This is a genomic window from Devosia sp. Root413D1 (assembly GCF_001425235.1).
Lineage (GTDB): Bacteria > Pseudomonadota > Alphaproteobacteria > Rhizobiales > Devosiaceae > Devosia_A.
On record NZ_LMEA01000012.1, the window covers coordinates 256,448 to 279,360 of the forward strand.

17 protein-coding genes, 1 tRNA gene and 1 pseudogene are annotated in these 22,913 nt (G+C 65.1%); 11 read left to right on the forward strand and 8 right to left on the reverse strand.

Going from position 1 to position 22,913, the window contains the following annotated elements; all coding sequences use genetic code 11:
- Positions 1-146 precede the first annotated feature (146 nt).
- Positions 147-1,178 (forward strand): LacI family DNA-binding transcriptional regulator, encoded by a 1,032-nt coding sequence (locus ASC89_RS23590; RefSeq protein ID WP_056002555.1) that lies wholly within the window; start codon positions 147-149, stop codon positions 1,176-1,178.
- On the opposite strand, the gene ASC89_RS23595 is transcribed toward ASC89_RS23590, so the two are convergent.
- Positions 1,175-2,176, reverse strand: a complete 1,002-nt coding sequence (locus ASC89_RS23595) for a LacI family DNA-binding transcriptional regulator (protein ID WP_274532728.1) — start codon at positions 2,174-2,176, stop codon at positions 1,175-1,177. The genes ASC89_RS23590 and ASC89_RS23595 overlap by 4 nt on opposite strands.
- 214 nt (positions 2,177-2,390) lie before the next feature.
- On the opposite strand from ASC89_RS23595, the gene ASC89_RS23600 reads away from it, so the two are divergent.
- From ASC89_RS23600 to ASC89_RS23620, 5 genes and pseudogenes are all read left to right on the forward strand, one after another.
- Positions 2,391-3,677, forward strand: a complete 1,287-nt coding sequence (locus ASC89_RS23600) for a sugar ABC transporter substrate-binding protein (protein ID WP_056002562.1) — start codon at positions 2,391-2,393, stop codon at positions 3,675-3,677.
- 273 nt (positions 3,678-3,950) lie between these two features.
- Positions 3,951-4,850, forward strand: coding sequence for a carbohydrate ABC transporter permease (locus ASC89_RS23605; protein WP_055887656.1), 900 nt, complete (start codon positions 3,951-3,953; stop codon positions 4,848-4,850).
- Positions 4,847-5,698 (forward strand): carbohydrate ABC transporter permease, encoded by an 852-nt coding sequence (locus tag ASC89_RS23610; protein ID WP_055887660.1) that lies wholly within the window; start codon positions 4,847-4,849, stop codon positions 5,696-5,698. Before ASC89_RS23605 ends, ASC89_RS23610 begins: the two co-directional genes overlap by 4 nt.
- A 19-nt stretch (positions 5,699-5,717) precedes the next feature.
- Positions 5,718-8,285 carry a GH116 family glycosyl-hydrolase gene (locus ASC89_RS23615; protein WP_056002565.1) on the forward strand — a complete coding sequence of 856 codons (2,568 nt, stop codon included), beginning with the start codon at positions 5,718-5,720 and terminating at the stop codon, positions 8,283-8,285.
- Between the two features lie 5 nt (positions 8,286-8,290).
- A pseudogene (locus ASC89_RS23620) lies at positions 8,291-9,393 on the forward strand (ABC transporter ATP-binding protein).
- 93 nt (positions 9,394-9,486) lie between these two features.
- Here the strand turns inward: ASC89_RS23620 and ASC89_RS23625 are convergent.
- Positions 9,487-9,560, reverse strand: a tRNA-Gly gene (locus tag ASC89_RS23625).
- 163 nt (positions 9,561-9,723) lie between these two features.
- Here ASC89_RS23625 and ASC89_RS23630 point away from each other — a divergent pair.
- On the forward strand, positions 9,724-10,125 hold the full coding sequence (locus ASC89_RS23630) for a cytochrome c family protein (protein WP_056002568.1): 402 nt from the start codon (positions 9,724-9,726) through the stop codon (positions 10,123-10,125).
- A 14-nt stretch (positions 10,126-10,139) separates the two neighbouring features.
- Here ASC89_RS23630 and ASC89_RS23635 read toward each other — a convergent pair whose 3' ends face one another.
- From ASC89_RS23635 to ASC89_RS23655, 5 genes are all read right to left on the reverse strand, one after another.
- The gene (locus ASC89_RS23635) at positions 10,140-10,529 is read right to left on the reverse strand and encodes a cytochrome C oxidase subunit IV family protein (RefSeq protein ID WP_055887698.1); all 390 of its coding nucleotides are present in this window, start codon (positions 10,527-10,529) and stop codon (positions 10,140-10,142) included.
- A gap of 9 nt (positions 10,530-10,538) precedes the next feature.
- Positions 10,539-11,249: a heme-copper oxidase subunit III family protein gene (locus ASC89_RS23640; protein WP_055887701.1), complete on the reverse strand. Its 711-nt coding sequence runs from the start codon at positions 11,247-11,249 to the stop codon at positions 10,539-10,541.
- Between the two features lie 12 nt (positions 11,250-11,261).
- Positions 11,262-11,966, reverse strand: coding sequence for a cytochrome c oxidase subunit 3 (locus ASC89_RS23645; protein WP_056002571.1), 705 nt, complete (start codon positions 11,964-11,966; stop codon positions 11,262-11,264).
- A complete protein-coding gene (locus ASC89_RS23650; RefSeq protein WP_056002574.1) occupies positions 11,963-13,753 on the reverse strand; it encodes a cytochrome c oxidase subunit I in 1,791 nt (596 codons plus the stop codon). The genes ASC89_RS23645 and ASC89_RS23650 overlap by 4 nt, the downstream gene beginning before the upstream one ends.
- Before the next feature lie 93 nt (positions 13,754-13,846).
- A complete protein-coding gene (locus ASC89_RS23655; RefSeq protein WP_055887714.1) occupies positions 13,847-14,668 on the reverse strand; it encodes a cytochrome c oxidase subunit II in 822 nt (273 codons plus the stop codon).
- Between the two features lie 378 nt (positions 14,669-15,046).
- Between ASC89_RS23655 and ASC89_RS23660 the strand changes: the two genes are divergently transcribed.
- Genes ASC89_RS23660 through ASC89_RS23675 form a run of 4 tightly spaced genes read left to right on the forward strand, consistent with a single transcriptional unit; the run spans position 15,047 to position 21,733 of the window.
- Positions 15,047-18,280, forward strand: coding sequence for an adenylate/guanylate cyclase domain-containing protein (locus ASC89_RS23660; RefSeq protein WP_056002577.1), 3,234 nt, complete (start codon positions 15,047-15,049; stop codon positions 18,278-18,280).
- Between the two features lie 14 nt (positions 18,281-18,294).
- Positions 18,295-19,983, forward strand: a complete 1,689-nt coding sequence (locus ASC89_RS23665) for an FAD-dependent oxidoreductase (protein ID WP_197421426.1) — start codon at positions 18,295-18,297, stop codon at positions 19,981-19,983.
- 3 nt (positions 19,984-19,986) lie between these two features.
- Positions 19,987-21,432 carry a sensor histidine kinase gene (locus ASC89_RS23670; RefSeq protein WP_055887724.1) on the forward strand — a complete coding sequence of 482 codons (1,446 nt, stop codon included), beginning with the start codon at positions 19,987-19,989 and terminating at the stop codon, positions 21,430-21,432.
- A complete protein-coding gene (locus ASC89_RS23675; RefSeq protein ID WP_055887727.1) occupies positions 21,419-21,733 on the forward strand; it encodes a UBP-type zinc finger domain-containing protein in 315 nt (104 codons plus the stop codon). Before ASC89_RS23670 ends, ASC89_RS23675 begins: the two co-directional genes overlap by 14 nt.
- Here ASC89_RS23675 and ASC89_RS23680 read toward each other — a convergent pair.
- On the reverse strand, positions 21,720-22,856 hold the full coding sequence (locus ASC89_RS23680) for a helix-turn-helix transcriptional regulator (protein WP_055887730.1): 1,137 nt from the start codon (positions 22,854-22,856) through the stop codon (positions 21,720-21,722). The genes ASC89_RS23675 and ASC89_RS23680 overlap by 14 nt on opposite strands.
- Positions 22,857-22,913: the final 57 nt, after the last annotated feature.

The following is a 22,913-nucleotide window of genomic DNA, read 5'->3' on the forward strand; positions in this document are numbered from 1 at the left end:
GCCATGTGGTAAGATATGAGGGCATGATCGTGATTTCTGAAGAAACGTTTCTCAAGTGCGTAAGCGACTGCGATACCCTTGCGGTCGGCGTGACGATCTGGCTCTGCTCGAGGCGAGCGGCCACTGTTCGAGGATTCTGACCGTCGATGTCCAAGCCAATCGCCACCATCAAGGATGTGGCCCGCGAAGCCGGCGTATCGATCTCGACCGTGTCCTCGGTGGTGAACGGCAACAAGCCGGTATCGGAGGATCGCGCCCGCCGGGTGCGAGAGGCGATCGCAAAGCTCGAGTTCCAACCCAACCACATGGCGCGCTCGCTGCACGCCAAGCGGACGCGCACCCTCGCCTACCTGACGCCCGATATCACCAACGTTGCCATCGTCCGCACCTTCAAGGCCGTCGAGGCGGTGGCGCATGCCCGCGGCTACGCGGTGTTCCTGCTCGATACCGACGGCTCGGTGGAAATGACCCGCGAGGCGCTCGACCGGATTATCGGACTGAGGATGGATGGGGCGTTCCTGCCGCTCAGTTGGGTCATGGGACACCCGGAGATTGGGCTGTCACGCCTCGCCGAGCGCGGCATCTCGATGGTTGGCGTGTCGGGGTCCTATGATCTTGCCGACATCGACTGCTTCCTGCATGACGAGGACGGCGGCGGGCGGCAGATCGGCGACTACCTGCATCGGCTGGGACATCGTCAGGTGTTGTTCGTCGGCCCGACGCCAAGCCGGTCGGCCGAGCGACGCTGGTCCGGCGTGCGCGCCGCCTATGCCGACAACGAACCTGGCAGCGAGGCCGGGCTGGAGCTGGTGTCGACCGGCGGTTACTCCGCGGCGGCGGCCTACGACGCGGTGCAGGCAGCGTTGGCGGCGCGCAGCCGATTTACCGCCATGGTGGCCTTCAACGATGCGGTGGCGACGGGTGCGCTTGCCGCCCTTTCCGACAATGGCCTGCGGGTACCCGACGATGTGTCGTTCGTCTCGTTCGGCAGCGGCCACCGGGATTTTGCCCGTCCGCAGATCACCTCGGTCACCTTCGATGAAGAACGCATCGCCCAGCTGGCCGCCAACCGCCTGATCGACCGGATCGAAGGCGTTGCCCAGGACGCGGAAGGCACCGGGCATATCTATCTGCCGCTGGCGCTGACGATCAGGCAATCGACGAGGCGGCTGGCCTAGGATTCCGATTTCGGCGCAGGGATGGTGGAGCTGCGGAGCACCAGTTCGGGAGTGAACAGGTCCGTCGTGCTGCTCGGGCGGCGGCGGCCGGCAATGAGATCGAGCATGATCTCGATGGCCCGCTCGGCCATCGGCGCCAGCGGCACGCGAACCACCGTCAGCGGCGGTGCGAGGAGTTCGGCAAAGTCGAAATCGTCGATGCCGACGATCGACAGATCTCCGGGAGCCGCGAGACCGAGATCGTGCAGCGCATGGAGCGCCCCCAGCGTCATCATGTTGGAGATCGACAGCAGCGCCGTCGGCGGCTCGGGCGATCGCATAACCTCGAACACACTGCTGGCCGCCAGCGACTGGTCGTAGTCGCCCTTGAGCAGCATGCCGGGCTCGACCATGAGGCCGGCGGCCCGATGGGCTTCGAGGTAACCGGCAAGGCGGTCCTTGCTGGTGGCGAGCTCGGCGATGCCGGTGAGGACGGCGATCCGGCGATGGCCGAGCCCGATTAGGTGGTCGGTCGCCATGCGGGTGGCGGCGACATTGTCCAGTTTGACGACGTTGTAGGCGAGCCCCTCGACATACATGTCGAGCAGGACGGTCGGCACGTGGATCTCGCTTCTGAGCCGCTCGCCGTGTTCGGCGTCGGAACGGGTGGGAATGATGATCAACCCGGCCACGCGCTGCTGGCGCAGCATGCGCAGGATATGGTTCTCACGCTCGGAATCCTGCCCGGTGGAAAACACCATCGAGAGATAGCCGGCATTGAGGCAGACATTCTCGATGATCCGCGCCACGGCGGCGAAATGCGGGTTGGTGATCGAGGGGACGATCAGGCCGATCAGTCTCGACTGGCCGCTCCTCAAGCTCTGCGCCCCGCCATGCGGCACATAGCCCAGCTCGCGCACCGCCTCCTCGACCTTGGCGATCACATCGGCGCTCACCGGAGCCGAACGGTTCAGCGCCGCCGAGGCCGTGGAAATGGCCACGCCTGCATGCCTTGCCACATCCCGAATGGTTGCCAAATCAAATCCTCGGTCGCCGTGGCCCTTGCCAAATGCGCTGCGAAATGCTGTATACGAAACGTTTCGTGTTCGCAAATGACCAGCGGCGGATGGAGCCGAACTCCAGCCGGCGTCTAACAAGGGCAGCAACACGAAACGTTTCGACCGGGGGATCGGTCAGCGACAAGCGCCTGATAGCGCAGAGGGAGGATTGAGTATGTTCAGGATTTCACGCCGTAACCTGCTGGTGTCTTCGGCGGCACTGGCGGCAGGCGCCGGTCTCGGCCTCGGCCGTGCCGTGGCACAGTCGGATGCCACCGCAACGCTGAAGCTGCAGACATTCGGCGGCGATGCCGAGCTCGCCGGCATCAACAGCGCCATTCAGCGCTTCAACAAGGCCTATCCGAACGTGACTGTCGAGGTCTCGATCGACCCGATCTCGACCGGTTGGGGCGACTACGTCACCAAGGTGCTGGGCCAGTTCACTTCGGGCTCGGCCGCCGATGTCTACGGCACCGCCATCGAGACCTTCCAGGCCTTCTCGGCGCGCGGCCTGTTCCTGCCGCTCAACGACTTCGTCGCTGCCAATTCCGGCTTCTCGGACTTCGCACCCAGCCTGTTCGAACAGGGCTCGTACAATGGGAACATCAACTACATCCCCATCGGCTGGAACAACATCATGATCAACTACAACCGCGACCTGTTCGATAAGGCAGGCGTGGCCTACCCGGCGCGCGGTTGGACCTGGGAGCAGTTCCGCGAGACCGCCAAGGCGCTCACCGTCAAGGACGGCTCGGGCAACGTCAGCCAGTTCGGCTACGAAGTGCCGAACCAGAACTTCTTCGTGTTGCCCTGGTTCTTCTCCAACGGCACCAACATCCTCAGCGCCGACTGGACCGCATCAAACATGCTGGATCCCAAGGTCGCCGAGACGCTGCAGTTCCTGTACGACCTGATCCATGTCGACGGCGTCTCGCCCATCCCGGGCGCCGAGGCGATGGACAACCAGTTCTTCGCCGGCCAGGTGGCGATGATCAACCGCGGCCAGTGGATCGTCCAGAACGCCAAAAAGAACAACCTCAACATGGACATTGCGGTGCCGCCGCAGAAGGAAAAGGAAGCCACGATCATCGGCTTCGGCGCCTATGCGATCGCCAAGTCCGCTGCGAATGCCGATCTCGCCAAGGCGCTGGTGCTCGAGCTTACCAGCGAGGAGACACAGCGCGAGCAGGGCGAACGTGGTGGTGGCGTGCCGGGCCGCAAGTCGGCCGCGTCCTCCGAGGCCTTCCTGGCCTTCCCGCCCAGCGCCTTCCTCTACTACGAGACGCTGCCGTTCACGACGCCTGTCCCCTCGCCTGCCAACTTCCAGGAAGTCGAGAAGATCTTCATCCGGCACTACACCGCGATGATGTCAGGCCAGGAAACCATCGCCGACGGCACCAAAGCCGCCGACGCCGAGCTCAGCGAGTCCTTCACCCGCCTGAAGCAGCAGCTGGGCGGCTGAGTTCCTCCCGTGGGAGAGGGCCTACTGAGACAGACGGCCCCCTCCCATCCTCCCCCATGAAGGGGGAGGTGCCCCGCCAGTGAGCGTGGCACAATCGAAGACAGAGCCCCGCCTCTTCACCTCCCCCTTAATGGGGGACTTCGAGCCGTCCCACAGGGCAAATCGCTCCAGTGGAGCGATTTGAGGGGAGAAGGCCATGAGAGCTACGCTCGAATGGCGAGGGAGGGGGCCGTCTCTATCAGTCGGGTTTGAAACACCGTGACCACAGCAAGCATGACCGCGCTACGAAAGCCCTCCGATCTCCGCCGCACGCAGGCGCGGACCGGGTACCTTTTCGTGCTGCCCACCTCGGTGCTCTACCTGACCTTCGTGCTGGCGCCGGTGATCCTCACCGTCATCCTCAGTTTCGCCTATTACGATCCGATGCTCGGCTCGCGCTGGGTCGGGCTCGAGAACTTCCAGCGCTTCTTCACCGATCGGCGCTCGCTCGAGATCCTGTGGAACACGCTGCGCTTCACCTTCTTCGCCGTGACCTTCAACGTCTCGATCGGGCTGATCCTCGCCCTGGCGCTCAATCGCGCCATGCCGGGCTGGCTGCTCTACTTCTTCCGGCTCGCCTTCTTCCTGCCGGTGATCATCGCCGCAGCGTTCGTGTCGATCGTCTGGAGCTATTTCTTCGGCGACGACCTCGGCGTCATCAACTACTTCCTGCGCGTGCTCGGCCTGCCTGCCGTGCGCTGGCTGACCGATGCCTCGACCGCCATGACCTCGATCGTCATCATGGATGTGTGGAAGAACACCGGCTTCTTCATGATCATCTTCATCGCCGCGCTGCAGGGCGTGCCCAAAAGCATCATGGAAGCGGCGGTGATGGACGGGACCCCGGCCTGGCGGCAGTTCTTTCGCATCACCCTGCCCTACATCTCGCCTGTGGTGTTCTTCTGCATCGTCTACGCCTCGATCGGCGCGCTGCAGGTCTATGAATCGATTGTCATCCTGACCCAGGGCGGCCCTGGCGACGCCACGCGCTCGCTCTCGATCCTCATCGTCGAGCAGGGCTTTGGCAGCTTCCAGATCGGCTATGCCGCCGCCATTTCGGTGGTGATGACGGTGATCATCCTCGTCATCACCGCCATCCAGCAAGCACTGTCGCGCAAGTGGGTGCAGCGATGAACACCGCCATGCAGACCCAGGCCGCCAAGCGCTGGCTGGACTACACCATCATCGCCGTTATCGCGGTGCTCGCCATCGGCATGCTGCTGCCGTTCCTGTGGCTGTTCTCGGTGTCGTTCAAGCCGGTATCGGAAGCCTACAAGCTGCCGCCGACCTTCTGGCCGACCAGCCTCGACCTCTCCAACTACGCCGCCGTGCTCGCCTCGCGCGTGCCGTTCCTGCAGATCTACGGCAACTCGCTGCTGATCGCGGTGGTGGTGACGGTGGGCCAGCTGGTCACCTGCACGCTCGCCGCCTTCGCCTTCGCCCGGCTCGAGTTCCGCGGCCGCGACACGCTGTTCGTCATCCTGCTGATCGGGCTGATGTTCCCGGCACAGGTCACGATCCTGCCGATCTATCTCGGCTATGCCCAGGTCGGGCTGATCAACCAGCCGATCGGGCTCGGGCTCATGTATCTCACCTCGAGCTTCGGGGTGTTCCTGATGCGCCAGTTCATGCTGAGCCAGCCCAAGGCACTTGAGGAAGCCGCGCTGATGGATGGCGCGGGCTACCTCAAGATATTCTGGCGCATCTCGCTGCCGCAGCTGAGGCCGGCGCTCTCGGCGCTCGGCATCATCACCTTCACCCAGACCTGGAACTACTATTTCCAGGCCCGCGTGCTGCTCGGCCGCGAGACCTCGATGACGCTGCCGGTCGCGATGGACGTGCTGCGGGGCTATCTCGGCTCGGGCAGCCTTTCATTGGTGATGGCAGCGATGAGCATGTCCATCCTGCCCGTCGTGCTGCTTTTCCTCATCGCCCAGAAGTTCGTGATCGAAGGCATCACGATGAGCGGCATCAAGAACTAGAACCAGGATTTTGCATTTTATGTGGGACGATCTCGCCTCCATCGACGCACGCTTTCACTATGCCGGCGAGCGTTCCCGCTACCTTGCCTTCCCGCTGGGCGGCATCGGCTCGGGCGGCTTTTCCATCTCGGGCAGCGGCCGGCTGATCGACTGGTCGCTGCGCAACCGCCCGGCGCTGCAGAGCTATAACGGCTACTCGCACTTCGCCATCAAGGCCGAGAAGGACGGCCAGCTCGTCGATGCCCGCGTGCTCAACGGCCCCTATGATCTCAACCCGGCCGGCGCGCCGGGGATGCGCAAGATGTTCGATGGGTTCGGGCACGGCGCCAACCGCCAGACCCTGGTCGGCGTGCCGCATTTCCTTAATGTCGAGTTCTACGGGCGCTTTCCTACCGCCGACCTGGTGTTTTCCGATGATCGTTTTCCCGGCGGCGTCCGGCTGACGGCGTTCTCGCCATTCATCCCGCACGAGGATCGCGACAGCTCGATGCCCGCCGCGATGCTGGAGTTCGAGATCGTCAATACCAGCGCCGAGGCGCTGACCTACACGCTCGCCGGTACGCTCGGGAACTATGGCGCCAATAGCGGCAAGAACAGCTTCCGGCAGGCGAGCGGCGTGAGCGCCATGCACCTCACCTCTGATGACCCCGAGCTCAAGGAAACCGAGCGCGGCGACCTGACGATCGCGACCGACGCCGAACTGGTCGAGCACACCGACTATCACTTCCGCGGGCAGTGGTTCGACGATCTGAGCGTCTACTGGAAGGAGTTCGCCCGCCCCGGCCCGCTCCCGACCCGGCATTACGACAAGCCGCGCAGCAAGCACATGTACTTCCAGCCCGAGCACACGACGCTCGGCGCGAAAGTCGCCGTGCCGGCGGGCGGTCGCAAGACCGTGCGCTTCGTCATCTCGTGGAACTTCCCCAAGGGCGACGTCTACTGGGCTCATCGCCCCAAGCCCGATGGCATCATCCCCGATCGCGCCACGCCGGCCTGGACGAACTATTACTCTACGCAATGGGCCGACTCGCTGGCGACGGCCACCGACGCCCTCAGCCGTTGGGACGAGCTTAAGCGGCGCACCCTCGCGTTCCGCGACGGGCTGTTCGGCAGCACACTGCCGGCCGAAGTGAAGGACGCGGCGAGTTCGACCCTGGCGTTGCTCCGCACCGCCACGGTGATCCGGCTCGAGGGCGGCGAGCTCTGGGCCTGGGAAGGCCAGCACGCCAATGACGGCTCCTGCGAAGGCTCGTGCACGCATGTGTGGAACTACCAGCAGGCGCTCGCCCACCTGTTCCCGGCGATCGAGCGCACCCTGCGCGAGACGGAGTTCACCTACAACATGCTGCCATCCGGCGGCCTGACCTTCCGCCAGAAGCTGCCGCTCGGCAACGGTTTTGACATTATCGGCCCCTGCGCCGACGGGCATTTTGGCGCCATCATCAAGACGTTTCGCGACTGGAAGCTGAGCGGCGACACCGAGTGGCTGAAGCGCTACTGGCCGCAGGTCAAGCGCGCCATTGAATATGCCTGGAGCGAGGACAACCCCGACCGCTGGGATCCCGGCCAGACCGGCATCCTCTCCGGCCGCCAGCACCAGACGCTCGACATGGAGCTGTTCGGGCCCAACTCATGGCTCGGCTCGATGTATGTGGCGGCACTGCTCGCCACCTCGGAGATGGCCACTGTCATCGGGGATGACGAACTCGCCGCGACGACCGCGCGGATGGGCAGGGCGGGCGCGGAGTATATCGACCGCGAGTTGTTCAACGGCCGCTGGTTCATCCAGAAGATCGACCTTTCCGACAAGTCGGTGCTCACCCCGTTCGATGAGGGCCGCGCCGCCGGGGTCCTCGCCGACAGTTTTATGGACGTCTACTGGTCCGACGAGTTCGGCGAGATCAAGTACCAGATGGGCGAGGGCTGTATCTCCGACCAGATCCTCGGGCAGTGGCACGCCGAAGTCGCGGGCATCGGCCGCTTCCTCGACAAGGGGCGGATCGAGACGGCGCTGCGTTCGGTCTACGCCAACAATTTCCGCCCCACCCTCGCCGATCACTTCAACCCGTGCCGCAACTATGCCTTCGAGGACGAAGGCGGGCTCTTGATCGCCACCTATCCCGAGGGCATCCGCCAGCCGATGGTGGCCGCGCCCTATGCAGAGGAAGTCTGGACCGGCATCGAATACATGTCCGCCTCGCACATGATCATGCACGGGCTCGTCAAAGAGGGCCTCGACATCGTCCGCGCAGCGCGCGACCGGCACGACGGCGCGGCGCGGAACCCGTGGAACGATATCGAATGCGGCTCCTACTACGCCCGTTCGATGTCGGCCTGGCAGCTGGTCAACGCCTTCTCGGGCCTCGAGGCCGATTTCGTGGCGGGGCGGCTGAGCTTTGCGCCGAAACTCACGGGCGACTACCGGCTGTTCTGGTCGGCCGGCACCGCGTTCGGGACGCTCAGCCGTTCGGGCGCCGAGGTCAGTATCGCGCTGCTGGGCGGATCGCTGCAGCCCGACGCGAAGATCATCGTCGATGGCCGGACCATCGCCGCCCCATCACTCGTTGCGCCCCCCGAGTTCCAGTAAAGCCCATGGCCGAAATCCAGCTCAAATCGGTGACCAAGAGCTTCCAGTCGCTGGAAGTGATCCACGGCATCGACCTCACCATCAAGGATGGCTCGTTCACGGTGTTCGTCGGCCCCTCCGGCTGCGGCAAGTCCACGCTGCTGCGGATGATGGCGGGGCTCGAAGAGGTGACGGGCGGCGAGGTGCATATCGATGGCGCTCGCTGCGATCACCTGCTGCCCTCGGCCCGCGGCATGGCCATGGTGTTCCAGTCCTACGCGCTCTACCCGCATATGAGCGTCGAGCAGAACCTGCGCTTCGGGCTCGAGAACCAGCGGCTCGCCAAACCCGAGATCGCGGCGCGCGTCGCCAAGGCCGCCGATATCCTGCAGATCAAGCACCTGCTCGCCCGCCGGCCCAACCAGCTGTCGGGTGGCCAGAGCCAGCGCGTCGCCATCGGCCGCGCCATCGTCAAGGAGCCCAAGGCCTTCCTGTTCGACGAGCCACTCAGCAACCTCGATGCGGAGCTCCGCATCAAGATGCGCAGCGAGCTGATCGCGCTGCACCAGCGGCTCGGCTCGACCATGATCTACGTCACTCACGACCAGGTCGAAGCGATGACCATGGCCGACCAGATCGTCGTGCTTAACGAAGGGCGCATCGAGCAGGTGGGCAGCCCGGTCGAGCTCTACGCGCAGCCCAGGAACCTGTTCGTCGCCCATTTCATCGGCGCTCCGCCGATGAACACGCTGCAGGGCAGGCTACGGCGCCTCGCCGACGGCGCCGCCGTGGAACTCGCCTCCGGCGCGGTGATCCCCTGCCCGGCCGCCAGTTCGCGTTCGCCGACGGAGCCAAAGTCACGCTGGGCATCCGCCCCGAGCACGCCGAACTCGGACCAGGACCGTTCGAGGTCACCGCCACCACCACCGAGGTACTCGGCTCAGGCACCATCGTCCATACCAAGGACAGCACCGGCAACGACTTCGCCCTCGCGCTACGCGGCATCAGCCGCGTTAAGGCAGGCGACAAGCTCGCCGTCGGGTTCACGGAGCACTTCGTGCACCTGTTCGATGAAGCCGGGGAGACCATTGGGGCGCTGCAGGACTGGCGAGGCAGTTACTTCAACTGATGTGGGGAGTCTGTGGATGTCGGTCGAGAACCGGTATTCCCCGCATCAGGCCCGGATACGGGACCTTTGCACTCGAGGATCGCAATGAGAGGTTGGAGCGGGTGAAGGGAATCGAACCCTCGTCGTAAGCTTGGGAAGCTTCTGCTCTACCATTGAGCTACACCCGCGACGCGTTCGTATGTGCCGGAGTGCGGCGCGGGCGTCAAGGTGGGCGGTGAACGCCACGCGGTGAGTTTTGGCGCGGGTCTCCACTTGCGCTATACTCACCCCGCTGACCCGACATTACCGGGAGCTGATTTCGGGTGCGTGGTCAGTCAGGGAGGTCGTGCGATGGTTCGGACTGCGATTGCAATTGCCGTTCTCATGCTGAGCGGCGGCGGAGCTTTGGCTCAGGGCGGCGACGCTGCGCTGGGCGAGACGGTGTTCAAGAAGTGCATGGCGTGCCATGCGATCGGCGAAGGCGCCAAGAACAAGGTTGGGCCGGAGCTCAACGGCGTGCTCGGACGGACCGCCGGATCGACTGACTTCAACTACTCGCAGGCGATGAAGGATGCCGGCGCCGGCGGGCTGGTGTGGACGCCCGAGACGCTGGCGCAGTTCCTGCCCAAGCCGAAAGACTTCGTCAAAGGCACCAAGATGAGCTTTATGGGCCTGGCGCAGCCCGAGGACGTCGCCAACGTCATCGCCTATCTCGCAACCTTCTCACCGGACTTCCAACCGCCGGCCCAGTAAGCCGCCAGTCAGGCTTAGTGCACCACCGGCGCGGGCACTGCGGGGCTCGCGCCGAAGAACTCCATGCGCGTGAAGAAGGTGTAGTCCGCCTCGAACGCCATCAGGATCACGAAGACCAGCACCAGCACTGGTGGCACCAGGATGGCGTAGCTCAGCGCCAGCCGCTCCCACACCATGTGCATGAACACCGCGATGATCAGCCCGGCCTTGCCCACCATCAGCATGAGGATCAGGCCCCAGCGCAGGTACCCTTGGAACTGCAGCAGATCGACCGCATAGGAGCAGGCGCTGAGCACGAACAGCCAGAACCAGACGATCAGGTAGAGGCGGATGGGGTGCTGCTGGCCCTCGGCATGGTCGGTCGGGGCCGCGAGGGTTTGTGAGCTCATGTGTGCTTCAGCCATGATTGCCTCTCACCACAGGTAGAACAGCGCGAAGATGAAGACCCACACCAGGTCAACGAAGTGCCAGTAGAGGCCGGTGATCTCGACGATCTCCCAGCGGCCCTTGCGTGAGGTGAAGAAGCCCTTTTTGCCGGTGTCGAAATCGCCGCGCCAGACCTTGCGGGCCATGAGCAGGAGGAAGATCACCCCGATGGTGACGTGGGTGCCGTGGAAGCCGGTGATCATGAAGAACACCGAGCCGAACTGCGGCGCGCCCCAGGGGTTCTCCCACGGGCGGACGCCTTCGGAGATCAGCTTGGTCCACTCGAACGCCTGCATGCCGACGAAAGTGGCGCCGAGCGCTGCGGTCAGCAGCATCAGCACCGTGGTCTTCACCCGGTCGCGGCGATAGCCGAAGTTCACCGCCATCGCCATGGTGCCGCTCGAGGAGATCAAGACGAAGGTCATGATGGCGATGAGGATCAGCGGCATGTGCACGCCGCCAATCTCGAGCGCGAACACCTCGGACGGGTTCGGCCAGGCCTCGGTGGTCGACATGCGCACGGTCATGTAGGCGATGAGGAAGCAGCTGAAGATGAAGGTGTCCGAGAGCAGGAAGATCCAGATCATCGCCTTGCCCCAGGAGGCGGTCTTGAAGGCGGTCTTGTCGGACGACCAGTCGGAGACGAAACCGGTGAGGCCTGGTTGCGGGTCGGTGTGGGTCACGGCCGGATCGGACATGTGAGGCTCCCCTCAGCTCAGCAACTGCTGGCAGAATGCGATGAAATCGCTGGCCCAGCCGGCCAGCAGGCTGAACAGCGCCATCCAGACGAACAGCATGAACAGCCAGTAGGTGGCGCAGAGCTCGACATTGAGCCGGACGCTCTCGATGCCCCCCCTGCCCCAGGCCTTGATGCCCGCCCAGCCCAGCGCCACGAGGCCGCCGAGGATGTGGAGGCCATGCAGGCCCGTGACGAGATAGAAGAAGCTGTTGGCCGGATTGCCGTCGACGAGATAGCCGGACGCAGCGAGCTCGCCCCAGGCGATCAACTGGCCGGCCAGGAAGGTGATGGCGAAGACGCCCGCCGCAGCGAGGCCGAGGCGGAGCTGCGTCTGGTTGCGCTGGCGCACCGCCCGCTGGGTCCATTCGAGCGCGAGGCTCGACAGCACCAGCATCGCGGTGTTGAACCAGAGGATTGGCGGCACCGGCAGCGGCTGCCAGTCGCCGAGCTCGCGGCGCATGAAATAGGCGCCGGTGAGCAAGGCGAAGAGCGAGCCGACAACCGCAAGCAGGAAGCCGAGGCCGACCCGCTTGGCCGGATCGCGAGAGGCCTCAAAATCGGGGACACCCTCGATCACCCCCTGCTCCAGCCACGGCTTGACGGTCAGCCGCTGGCGCGCCAGCCACCAGCCGGCGAGGCCGGCGATGATGGCAAAGAACATCACCACGACGCTCATGACTTAGCGCCCCGGCGCTTCTTGGGTGCTTCGGAATGCGGCGGGTTGGTGCCGGGCTGGTTCTGCGGGATGAAGTCCTCGGCGGCGCCAGGCACACTGTAGTCATAGGCCCAGCGATAGACCACCGGCAGCTCGCGGCCGAAATTGCCGTGGACGGGCGGCGTTTCGGGGGTCTGCCACTCGAGCGTGGTGGCTCGCCATGGGTTGCCGCCGGACGGCTTGCCGTGCCGGATCGACCAGATCAGGTTGAAGACGAACACCAGCTGCGCTGCGCCGACGATCAACGCCATCACGGTGATGAAGATGTTGAGATCGTGCGCCGAGGGTGGCTGGAACGAGATGTCACCGGATTCGAAGTAGCGCCGTGGCACCCCCATGATGCCGAGATAATGCATGGGGAAGAAGATCAGGTAGGCGCCGAGGAAGGTGACCCAGAAGTGCAGGTGGGCCAGCGTGTTGTCGAGCATGCGGCCGGTGATCTTGGGGTACCAGTGATAGATGGCGCCGAAGATCACGAGGATCGGCGCGACACCCATCACCATGTGGAAATGCGCCACGACGAACATGGTGTCGGACAGCGGCACGTCGACCACCACGTTGCCGAGGAACAGCCCGGTGAGCCCGCCATTGACGAAGGTGACGATGAAGGCCAGCGCGAACAGCATGGGCGGATTGAGGTGGATGTCGCCGCGCCACAGGGTGAGCACCCAGTTGTAGACCTTGATCGCCGTAGGCACCGCGATGATCAAGGTAGTGACGGCAAAGAAGAACCCGAAATAGGGGTTCATGCCGCTCACATACATGTGGTGGGCCCAGACCACGAAGCTCAGCGCGCCGATGATGACGATGGCCCAGACCATCATGCGGTAGCCGAAGATGTTCTTCCTGGCATGGGTGCTGATCAGGTCGGAGACGATGCCGAAGGCCGGCAGCGCCACGATGTAGACTTCGGGGTGGCCGAAGAACCAGAACAGGTGCTGGAACAGGATCGGGCTGCCGCCGTCATGCGGCAGGAGTTCGCCCATCTCGACCAAAGCCGGCATGAAGAAGCTGGTGCCGAGCAGCTTGTCGAACAGCATCATCACGCAGGCGACGAACAGCGCCGGGAAGGCCAGCATGGCCATGACGGTGGCGATGAAGATGCCCCAGACGGTCAGCGGCATGCGCATCAGCGTCATGCCGCGGGTGCGGCCCTGCAGCACGGTGACGATGTAATTGAGCCCACCCATGGTGAAGCCGATGACGAACAGGATCAGCGACACCAGCATCAGGACGATGCCGGATTCCTGGCCGGGGGTGTTGGAGAGGATGGCCTGCGGTGGATAGAGGGTCCAGCCGGCGCCGGTAGGGCCGCCGGGGGTGAACCAGCTCGCCACCAGCACCAGCACGGCGAGCAGGTAGGTCCAGTAGCTGAGCATGTTGACGTAGGGGAACACCATGTCCCGCGCGCCCAGCATCAGCGGGATCAGGTAATTGCCGAAGCCGCCGAGAAACAGCGCGGTGATCAGGTAGATCACCATGATCATGCCGTGCATGGTGATGAACTGGTAGTAGGCGGCAGCGTCGATGAAAGTGAGGAAGCCGGGGAAGGCCAGCTGCATGCGCATCAGCCAGCTGAGCACCAGCGCCAGCATGCCAATGGCCAGTGCGGTACTGGCGTACTGGATGGCGATGACCTTGGCATCCTGCGAGAAGACGTAACGCGTCCACCAGCTTCGCGGATGGTAGAGTTCGACATCCGGAAACTCGGCAGCATGGGCATCGGGCCCGTGAGTGGCGTCGACCATCAGAGTGCCTCCTCGCACGTCATCTGATGCAAAATCGCGCCCGGAAGTCCCGGCGGCCTTGAAGCGCTTTCAGGTTCGGAAGCGCGACAAAAACTAGTCGATATCGGCCGTCTTGAGCACCTCCGGCGCATAGAGTTGAGCGTAGGTCTGTTGGCCGGCGAGCCAGGCGTCGTAATCTTCCTGGGTGTCGACGACGACGCCGCCGCGCATATAGGGGTGGCCGGTGCCGCAGAGCTCGGCGCAAAGCACTTCGAACTGGCCGGTGCGGGTGGGGGTGAACCAGAAATAGGTGACGGCGCCCGGGATCATGTCCATCTTGGATCGGAACTCGGCGACGTAGAAATCGTGCAGCGTATCGACCGAGCGCAGCAGCATCTTCACCGGCTTGTCGATCGGCAGGTGCAGGTAGTCGGCCTCGATCAGCACATCGTCATGGCCGTTCGGATCGTCCGGCTTGATGCCATAGGGATTGTCGGCGGCAACGAGGCGCGTGTCGGAGAGCCCCAGCTTGCCGTCGGCGCCGGGCAGCCGGTAGGCCCATTGCCACTGCGCGCCGACCACTTCGGCCTCGGTGGCTTCGGCCGGCACGCTGATGAACTGGCCCCAGACGAACAGGCCGGGGATCAGCATGGCGGCGACACCGACCGCAGTCAGCCCCATCAGCCAGTTCTCGAGCCGCTTGTTCTCGGGTTCGTAGTCGGCCTTCTGCCCATCCTTGTGGCGGAAGCGCCAGACGCAATAGGCGACGAACAGCACCACCGCCGCGAACACCGCCCCGGTGATCCAGAAGGTGATGATGATCGTGTTGTCGATATAGCCCCAATTGGAGGCGATCGGCGTCCACCACCAGGGGCTCAGGAAGTGGAATACCACCGAGCCGACGACGATCAGGACGAGAACGACTGCTACGACCATCCCACTCCTCCTCCAGAGGGCAGACGATGAGGCAGTCGGCGCCTAATGCGGGGCACAAAACAGACATCGGGCGCAGCAGAGGTTCTGCTCGTCTTCAGCCATGAGTGGCGCGTCGCTACAGAGCAAATACGGCCCGGATGGTCGCAGGACAGCTAGAATCGGAGCCATATTTGCTTTAGGCACCGGCACTTAGGACTTGATGATCACATCGGCACACGGACTTGTCAATTGCGACCAATTCCCGCAGCCGGTCGATGACAGCCGCAACATGCTCCCGAAGCCGTGGCTTGTTTGGGCCAGTTCTGAACGCTAAGGTGGCGGCTGGACTTGTAGCCGATGGGCTTGATGTCCGATCGGCAGGTCCATCGAGAGATGGCGATGCAGACGTGTCTCAAGTGTGGTTTCAACAACCCGGACGCGGCTAAGTTTTGCGCCAATTGCGGTAATGCGCTCGAGGTCGCCCGATCCGTCGAAGGCGAACGCCGTTTTGCGACGGTGCTGTTCGCCGATGTGGCGCGCTCCACCGCCATTGCCGAGCAGATGGATCCGGAAGATTGGGCCGGCATCATGAACGGCGCCTTCGCCTTCATGAATGCGGCAGTCTCGCACTATGGCGGCACGGTCTCGCGGCTGATGGGCGACGCGGTGCTGGCGCTGTTCGGGGCGCCCATCGCGCATGAGGACGATGCCGAGCGCGCGGTGCGCGCCGGGCTCGAAATGCAGGACGCGGCGATGCGCTATGCCGGTGGCATCAAGCAGCAGCACGGCGTCGATTTCGATCTGCGGGTCGGGATCAATACCGGTATGGCGGTGCTGGCTTTCGTCGGCGACGCGATCAGAACCGAGTACACGGCGCTCGGCGACGCCGCCAACATCGCCGCGCGACTGCAGTCGGCGGCCGAACCCGGCACCGTGCTGATCAGCGCCGATACCCACAAACTGGTGCATGCGCTGTTCGATTTCCGGCCGCGCGGCCGGATCGAGATGAAAGGCAAGACCGAGGCGGTCGAGTCCTACGAGGTCGCCGGCATCAAGGCGGTGCCCGAGGCAACGCGGGGCCTCGCAGGGCTGTCCTCGCCGCTGGTCGGACGCGAGCGCGAGATCGGGCTGCTGCGCGACCGGTTGAGTGACCTCACCATGGGCATCGGCTCGGTGGTGGCGGTGCTCGGCGAAGCCGGCCTCGGCAAATCGCGGCTGATTGCCGAACTGAAACACCTGCGCGATGCGCTGCCGGAGCCGCGGCCGATCTGGCGGGAATCGCGAGCAATTTCCTACGGCCAGTCGGTGCCCTACTATCCGTGGCGACAGCTGGGCCGGATGATTGTCGGGGCCGACGATATGGATGCGGCGCCCGCCGTACGCGACAAGATCGCCGCGTGGGTCGAAAGGCTGGGGCTCAAGCCGAGCGACATCCCGTTCTACGAAACGATGATTGCGGTCGAAGGCGATGCGAGCCGCATAGCGTTGCGCGCCATGTCCGGCGAGATGGTGGTCAACGGCGTTGCGGCGGGGATCGTCAACGCCATCAAGACCGTGATGCACGCCGATAGCGGCATGACACCCTACGTGATGGTGATGGATGACTTGCACTGGTCGGACTCGGCGACGCTGGAACTGATCGCCCAGGTGGCGACGCTGGCGGCGTTCGAGCCGATCATGCTGGTGACCATCATGCGGCCCGACCGCAAGGCGGAAAGCTGGCAGTTGCTGGATCGGCTGCAGGGGAGCCTCGGCAGCAGTTTTTCGCGCATCGACCTCGAGCCGCTCGATGCGGCGGGATCGAGCGAGTTGCTGGGCAACCTCCTCCACATCGAGGAATTGCCCGAGAGCATCCGGGCGCAGATCCTCGAGCGCTCCGAGGGCAACCCGTTCTATCTCGAGGAAGTGCTGCGTTCCCTGATCGATGGAGGCCAGGTGGTGCGCGAGGGCGAGCACTGGCGCGCCACCCGCGCCATCCTCGAGGCGACCATTCCCGACACGCTGGCGGGCGTCCTCAGCTCGCGCATCGACCGGCTGCCCGACGCCACCAAGCGGGTGGCGCAGACGGCGGCGGTGATCGGGCGGGTGTTCCAGCACCGGGTGCTGGAATCGGTGCTGCATAGCGGGCCGGCGCTGGAGCGGATCGAGCATATCGAGCCGCATCTGGCGACGCTCAGCTACGAGCAGCTGGTGCGCGAGAAGGCGCGCGACCCCGAGCGGGAGTATATCTTCAAGCACGCGCTGACCTGCGAGGCGGCCTATGACCTGCTGCTGCGGTCGCGGCGCAAGGACCTCCACGCACGTTGCGGCTCGGCGCTGGAGCTGCTGTTCGCCGAGCGGCGCGACGAGTTCGCGGCGATGCTGGCGCACCATTTCGAGGAGGCCGGCGATCTTGAACGGACATTGCAATATGCGAGGGTCGCCGCCGACAACGCGCGCCGGGTCTATGCCGTGCGCGAAGAGCTCGAACATCGCGACCGGATTCTCTCGACGCTCGAGAAGATGCCGGGCGCCATGCCGGCCGAGCTGATCGATGCGGTGCTCGAATGGGCGTGGGTGCGCAACCGCCGCGGACAGTACGAGGGCATGCTGGAAAAGATCGAGCGGGCGGTGCAGATCGCCCGCGAGCTCGGCGACAAGCGCAGGCTCGGTCTTACCCTGTCGTGGATGGGCAACGTCCACATGGTCACCGGCTTTCCGTCGCGCGGCTTCCCCTACCTCGAAGAGGCGCAGGCGCTGGCAACCGAGACCGGTGATGACCAGGTGCTGCTGCTGCCGCTGTTCATCGCCACCTGGTCGCTGGTGGAGCGCGATGCCCGCTCGGGGGAGGAAAAGCTGGCCGAGGTGATCGACATGGCGCGCAAGCAGGACGCGCCGGATATCCTCGGCCACGCGCTGACCTATCGGGCGATCGCCCTGGCCCGGCTGGGGGAGTTCGACGAGGCCAGTGCACTGGTCGAGGAGGCCCTGGCGCTGATCCCCAGCATCGGCTCGCCGGTGAAGCGGGCAGACGTACATATCGGCGCCAGCATGGCGTATTACGACATGGGTGACATCGAGACGGGGCTCGAGCATGCGCATATCGGGGCGGATCTGGCTATGTCGGCCAACGGGCTGGAATGCGCCTGCGCCGGTTACTTCGGAGTGGGTCGCGGCGAGCTCGACAAACGCAATATCGATGATGCGCTGGCGCAGTTCCGGCGCTCGCTGAAGCTCGCCGACGCGGTGGGCATGGACTACTACATCAACCTGATCCGCGCCGGGCTGGCGGAGGCTGAGTTCGAGCAGGGCTCGACGGGTTCGGTCGAGAAGCTGCGCAGCGCCATCGACAGCGCCCGGTCGACCGACGACGATTTCGTCGTCGCGGCACTGGCCATGCCATTCTCGCGGGCGCTCCTCCGGCTCAAGCGGGCAAGCGAAGCGCGCGACACCATCGTTGCGGCCATCGCCTATTTCCGCCGCATGGACCTGAAGCCCTATCTCGCCAATTCCCTGAGCGTGCTCGGCGACGTCGCTGATGCCTTGGACGACCGCGAGGCGGCGGCCGCGGCGCGCGAGGAGGCGGCGAGCCTTCGGGACGAGATCAAGCTACCTCCGCCGACGGCGGCCTTGCCCCACATCATCCAGGCCTAGCCATGGAAAAACCGGTGATCCTTGCCGTAGACGACGAACCTTCGGTTCTCGCCGCGGTGACGCGCGACCTCAGGCGGCACTACGCCGCGCATTACGATATCGAACGCGCGGCCTCCGGGGCGGAGGCGCTGGAGGTGCTGGGCGAGCTCAAGCTCGCCAACCGGGTGATCGCCCTGTTCATCGCCGACCAGCGGATGCCTGAGATGAGCGGCGTCGAGTTTCTGGCGCGGGCAATGGAACTCTACCCTGAGGCGCGGCGCGTGCTGCTCACCGCCTATGCCGATACCGATGCGGCGATCCGGGCGATCAACGAGGTGAAGCTCGACCACTACCTGATGAAACCGTGGCACCCGCCGGAGGAACAACTCTATCCGGTGCTCGATGACCTCCTGGACGATTGGCGGGCCAACTATCAGCCGGTGTTCGAGGGGGTGCGGGTGGTCGGCCATCGCTGGCTGGCCGATGGACACCGGGTGCGCGACTTCCTCGCCCGCAACCTCGTGCCGTATCGCTGGCTCGACATCGAGACCGACGCCGAGGCGACGACCTTGCGTGAGCTGGCGGGGGCCGCGGCCGAACCGCTGCCGCTGGTTATCCTCGCCGACGGCACGGCGCTGTCGCGTCCGACCATCGCGGCGCTGGCCGAAAAAGTCGGGCTGCACACCCATGCGGTGGCCGAGACCTATGACCTCGTGGTGGTCGGCACCGGCCCGGCTGGGTTGGCGGCGGCAGTGTACGGGGCGTCCGAAGGGCTCAGGACGTTGCTGATCGAGCGTGAAGCGCCCGGCGGACAGGCGGGCACCAGTTCGCGGATCGAGAATTATCTCGGCTTTCCGGTCGGGCTCAGCGGCGCCGACCTGGCGCGCCGGGGCGTGCAGCAGGCGCGGCGCTTTGGCGCCGAGATCCTGACGCCGGTGGAAGCGCTGAACCTCGAGACGCAGGACGGCTATCACATCCTGACGCTCAGCAATGGCAGCAAGGTCGCGGCGCAGGCGCTGATCGTCGCGACCGGCGTTTCCTATCGGCTGCTCGACGTGCCGGGGGCGGAGCGGCTGTCCGGAGCCGGGCTCTACTACGGCGCGGCGATGACCGAGGCGATGGGCACCGCCGGCCAGGACGTGTTCGTCGTCGGCGCCGGCAACTCGGCCGGCCAGGCGGCGCTGCACCTCGCGCATTTTGCCCGCTCGGTGACGCTGCTGGTGCGCGGCAAATCGCTCGCCGACAGCATGTCGCAATACCTGATCGAGCGGATCGAGGAGGCCGAGAACGTTACGGTCGAGACCGGCGCCTCGATCAGTGCGCTGATCGGCGAGGAAAGTCTCGAAAAGGTGGCGGTGCTCGACAGCGCCAGCGGCACGGTGACCGAGGTGCCGGCGCGGGCGGTGTTCGTGTTCATCGGCGCCTCGCCGCGCACCGACTGGCTGAAGGACAAGCTGCAGCTCGATGCGCAGGGCTTCATCCTCTCGGGTCCGGACCTGGTGCGCGAGCCCGGGCGCAAGCCCGAAGGCTGGATGGCGGAGCGCGAGCCGTTCTGGCTGGAAACCAGCGTGCCAGGGGTATTCGTCGCCGGCGACGTAAGGCGGCAATCGACCAAGCGGATCGCGTCGGCGGTCGGCGAAGGGGCGATGGCGGTGACCTTTGTGCACCAGCATCTGCGCGGCCCTGCCCCGGCGCAGCGGCCACCGCCGGCGGCCGGTGGCTGAGCCATGTCCGCAGCCGCCACCGACGCGGGACACAGCACCGACCTGATCCGCCAGGTGCCGATCTTTGCCGAACTGAGCGAAGCCGAAGCCAGCGAGCTCTGGCATGCCGGCCAGCGGGTCAACGTCACCCCCGGCGAAGTGTTCATCCGTGAGGGCGAGCAAGGCGGCTCGCTCTACATCATCCTCGCAGGCGCCGTGGAGGTGACCAAGCAGGATGGCGAGCACGAGGTGACGCTGGCAACGCGCGGGCCGGGCGAGTTCCTCGGCGAGATGTCGCTGCTCGAGCAGGCGCCGCGCACCGCATCGGTGCGGGCCACCGAGCCGAGCGAGTTGCTCGCCATCGGCTCGGAGGCGTTCCGCCAGCTGCTGGCGCGCCGGCCGGAGGCGGCGGCAACGCTGCTGCGCACGGTAACCTCGCGGCTGAGGAGCACCGAAGCCTCGCTGGTGCAGTCGGACAAGCTGGCGGCGCTGGGTACCCTGGCGGCGGGGCTGGCGCATGAACTCAACAACCCCGCCGCGGCGATCCAGCGCTCGACCGGCTATCTCAGCGAAGCATTCGAGGGGTGGCGCCGCCGGACGGTCGAACTCAGCATGCTGGCGATGACACAAGAGGAGCGGCAGGGGCTGGCGGAACTCGAGCGCAGCATCGCCGATTGCCGCGCGACCCGCTGCTCGGACGCCGAAGCACGGCGGATCGAATCTCGCCTCAGCCAGCGGCTCGAAACGCTCGGGGTGGCCGAACCCTGGGAAATCGCTCCGGCCATGGCGGCCTATGGCTGGTCGGTCGAACGGCTGGAGCGGGTGCTGGCCACCTTTGCGACGGCACATGTCGATCCGGTGCTGCAGTGGCTGGGGCGCGGGCTGGCGGCGCAGCAGCTGATGGAAGAAATCGAGGTCGCCTCCAAGGCCATCTCGGGCATCGTCAAGTCGGTGAAGGCCTACGCTTATCTCGACCAGGCGCCAGTGCAGGATGTCGATATCGCCATGAGCCTCGACGACACGCTGATGATCCTCAATCACAAGCTGAAGCATGGGGTGGCGGTCACGAGAATGTACGAGCCGGCCCTCCCCCGGATCGAGGCCTATGCCGGCGAGCTCAACCAGGTGTGGACCAACCTGATCGACAACGCCGTGCAGGCGATGGGCGGCGAGGGCCGGCTCGAAGTGGGGGCAAAGCGGCTGGGCGATGAAGTCGAAGTGCTGATCGCCGACAGCGGACCGGGCATCCCCGAGGAGGTCGGGCGGCGCATTTTCGAGCCGTTCTTCACCACCAAGGCGCAGGGCGTCGGCACCGGCCTCGGGCTCCACATCGCGCACAATATCGTGGTCAACCGGCACCGCGGACGCATCAGTTTCACCTCTCGCCCCGGACGGACGGAGTTCCGCATCGTCTTGCCGTTGCGGCTGGGCCACCCGGCGACACCGGAGAAGACCTATGTCGTTCGATGAGGTCGGGCGTTGCGCCCATGATGCACTGATCCGCGATGTCGAGCCGAGCTCGGCTGACAGCTGTCCCGAGTGCGTGGCGCGCGGCGACGACTGGGTCCACCTGAGGGTGTGCCTCGTCTGCGGCCATGTCGGCTGCTGCGATGAATCGCCCAACCGCCACGCCCGCCGGCATTTCCATGCCACGGGCCATCCGGTGATCCAGTCCTACGAGATCGGCGAGAACTGGCGCTATTGCTTCATCGATGACATCGAACTGCCGTCCGGCGAGCCGATGCGCAGGAGTTTGCCTAGAGGCAGGTGAGTGCAAGGCGCGTCAGCAGCGACACCAGTTCCGACTGCCGTCGCGTGCCGGTTTTGCGCATGACCCCCACCAACTGGTTGCGCAGGGTCTGTTTGGATACCTCACGCTCCTTGGCGAAATCCGCCAACGTGGCGCCGTTGAGCAGCGCTTCGGCCAGACGGGCTTCGGATTCAGTGAGCGAGAAGGCGCGCCAGAGCAGGTCGGTCGGCAACGATGACATTTCGAGGCTGCCGTGGATGATGAGCATCACCAGCGGCCCGGGGTCGAGGACCGCGTCGTGCAGTTGGTAGTGCTGGTTGCCGCGCAAGGCCAGCCGCGCGATGGCGAAGTAGCGCTCGTCCATTCCACCCAGCGAAATCTGCTGCACCGAGGTTGGGGTGCGCTTGGAGGTGGTCACGCGTTCCACCAGCGTGCGCAGCTGGTGGTCGGCCCGCTCGTCCGCCGCGCGCAGGATGCCATCGGCGCTGCTGAACGGGCCACCGTGCTGACGACGAAGGGCTTCGCCATGGACGTTGGAATAGTGAATCCGCATGTCCTCGGAGACGAAGAACACGCTGAACGGCAAGTCGGCGACCACGCCCTCCAGATAGCCGCGGCCACCGGAAAAACGCGTGCGGCTGGCGATCTCGAAGGCGCGTTCGAAATGCTGAGCGGCCTCGGAGAGCACGCCGGCGATAAGCGGCCGCAGCTCGGCCTGCCGCTGTGCCGAGTAACGCACCTCGAGCGTAAGCTGGCGGGTGCCCTGGCGGAGCAGGACCACCCCCGACGACGCGGCGAAATCCCCCAGTTGCGCGACCCACTTGCGGTGGAAGGGCGCTGCGGCGGTCACGGCGCGATCGAGCAGATGGTTATCGTGGAACACCTGGTTGGCGGCGAGCAAGGCGGTCGCCGGCAGGATCGGATTCAGCGAGGCATAGGTGGAGACATAGCTGGCGACAGCCGACGGCGCCAAGCCGCGCGAGGCGAAGGCGAGGTTCGTGCCGGTTGCGACGTTGTCTGCCGACCCCGTGATGATGCAGCCGGGAAAGGTTGCCGCGAGGATATCGAGGATGGTGTCCCAGTTCGAGCGGCCCAGCGCCATGTCATAGATGCAGCTGGTGAGACTGTTCTGCGCAAAACCCATGCGTTTGTACTCTTGTCACAAGCGCCGAGAAGGTTACTCGCCCCTTCTTCCGCAACA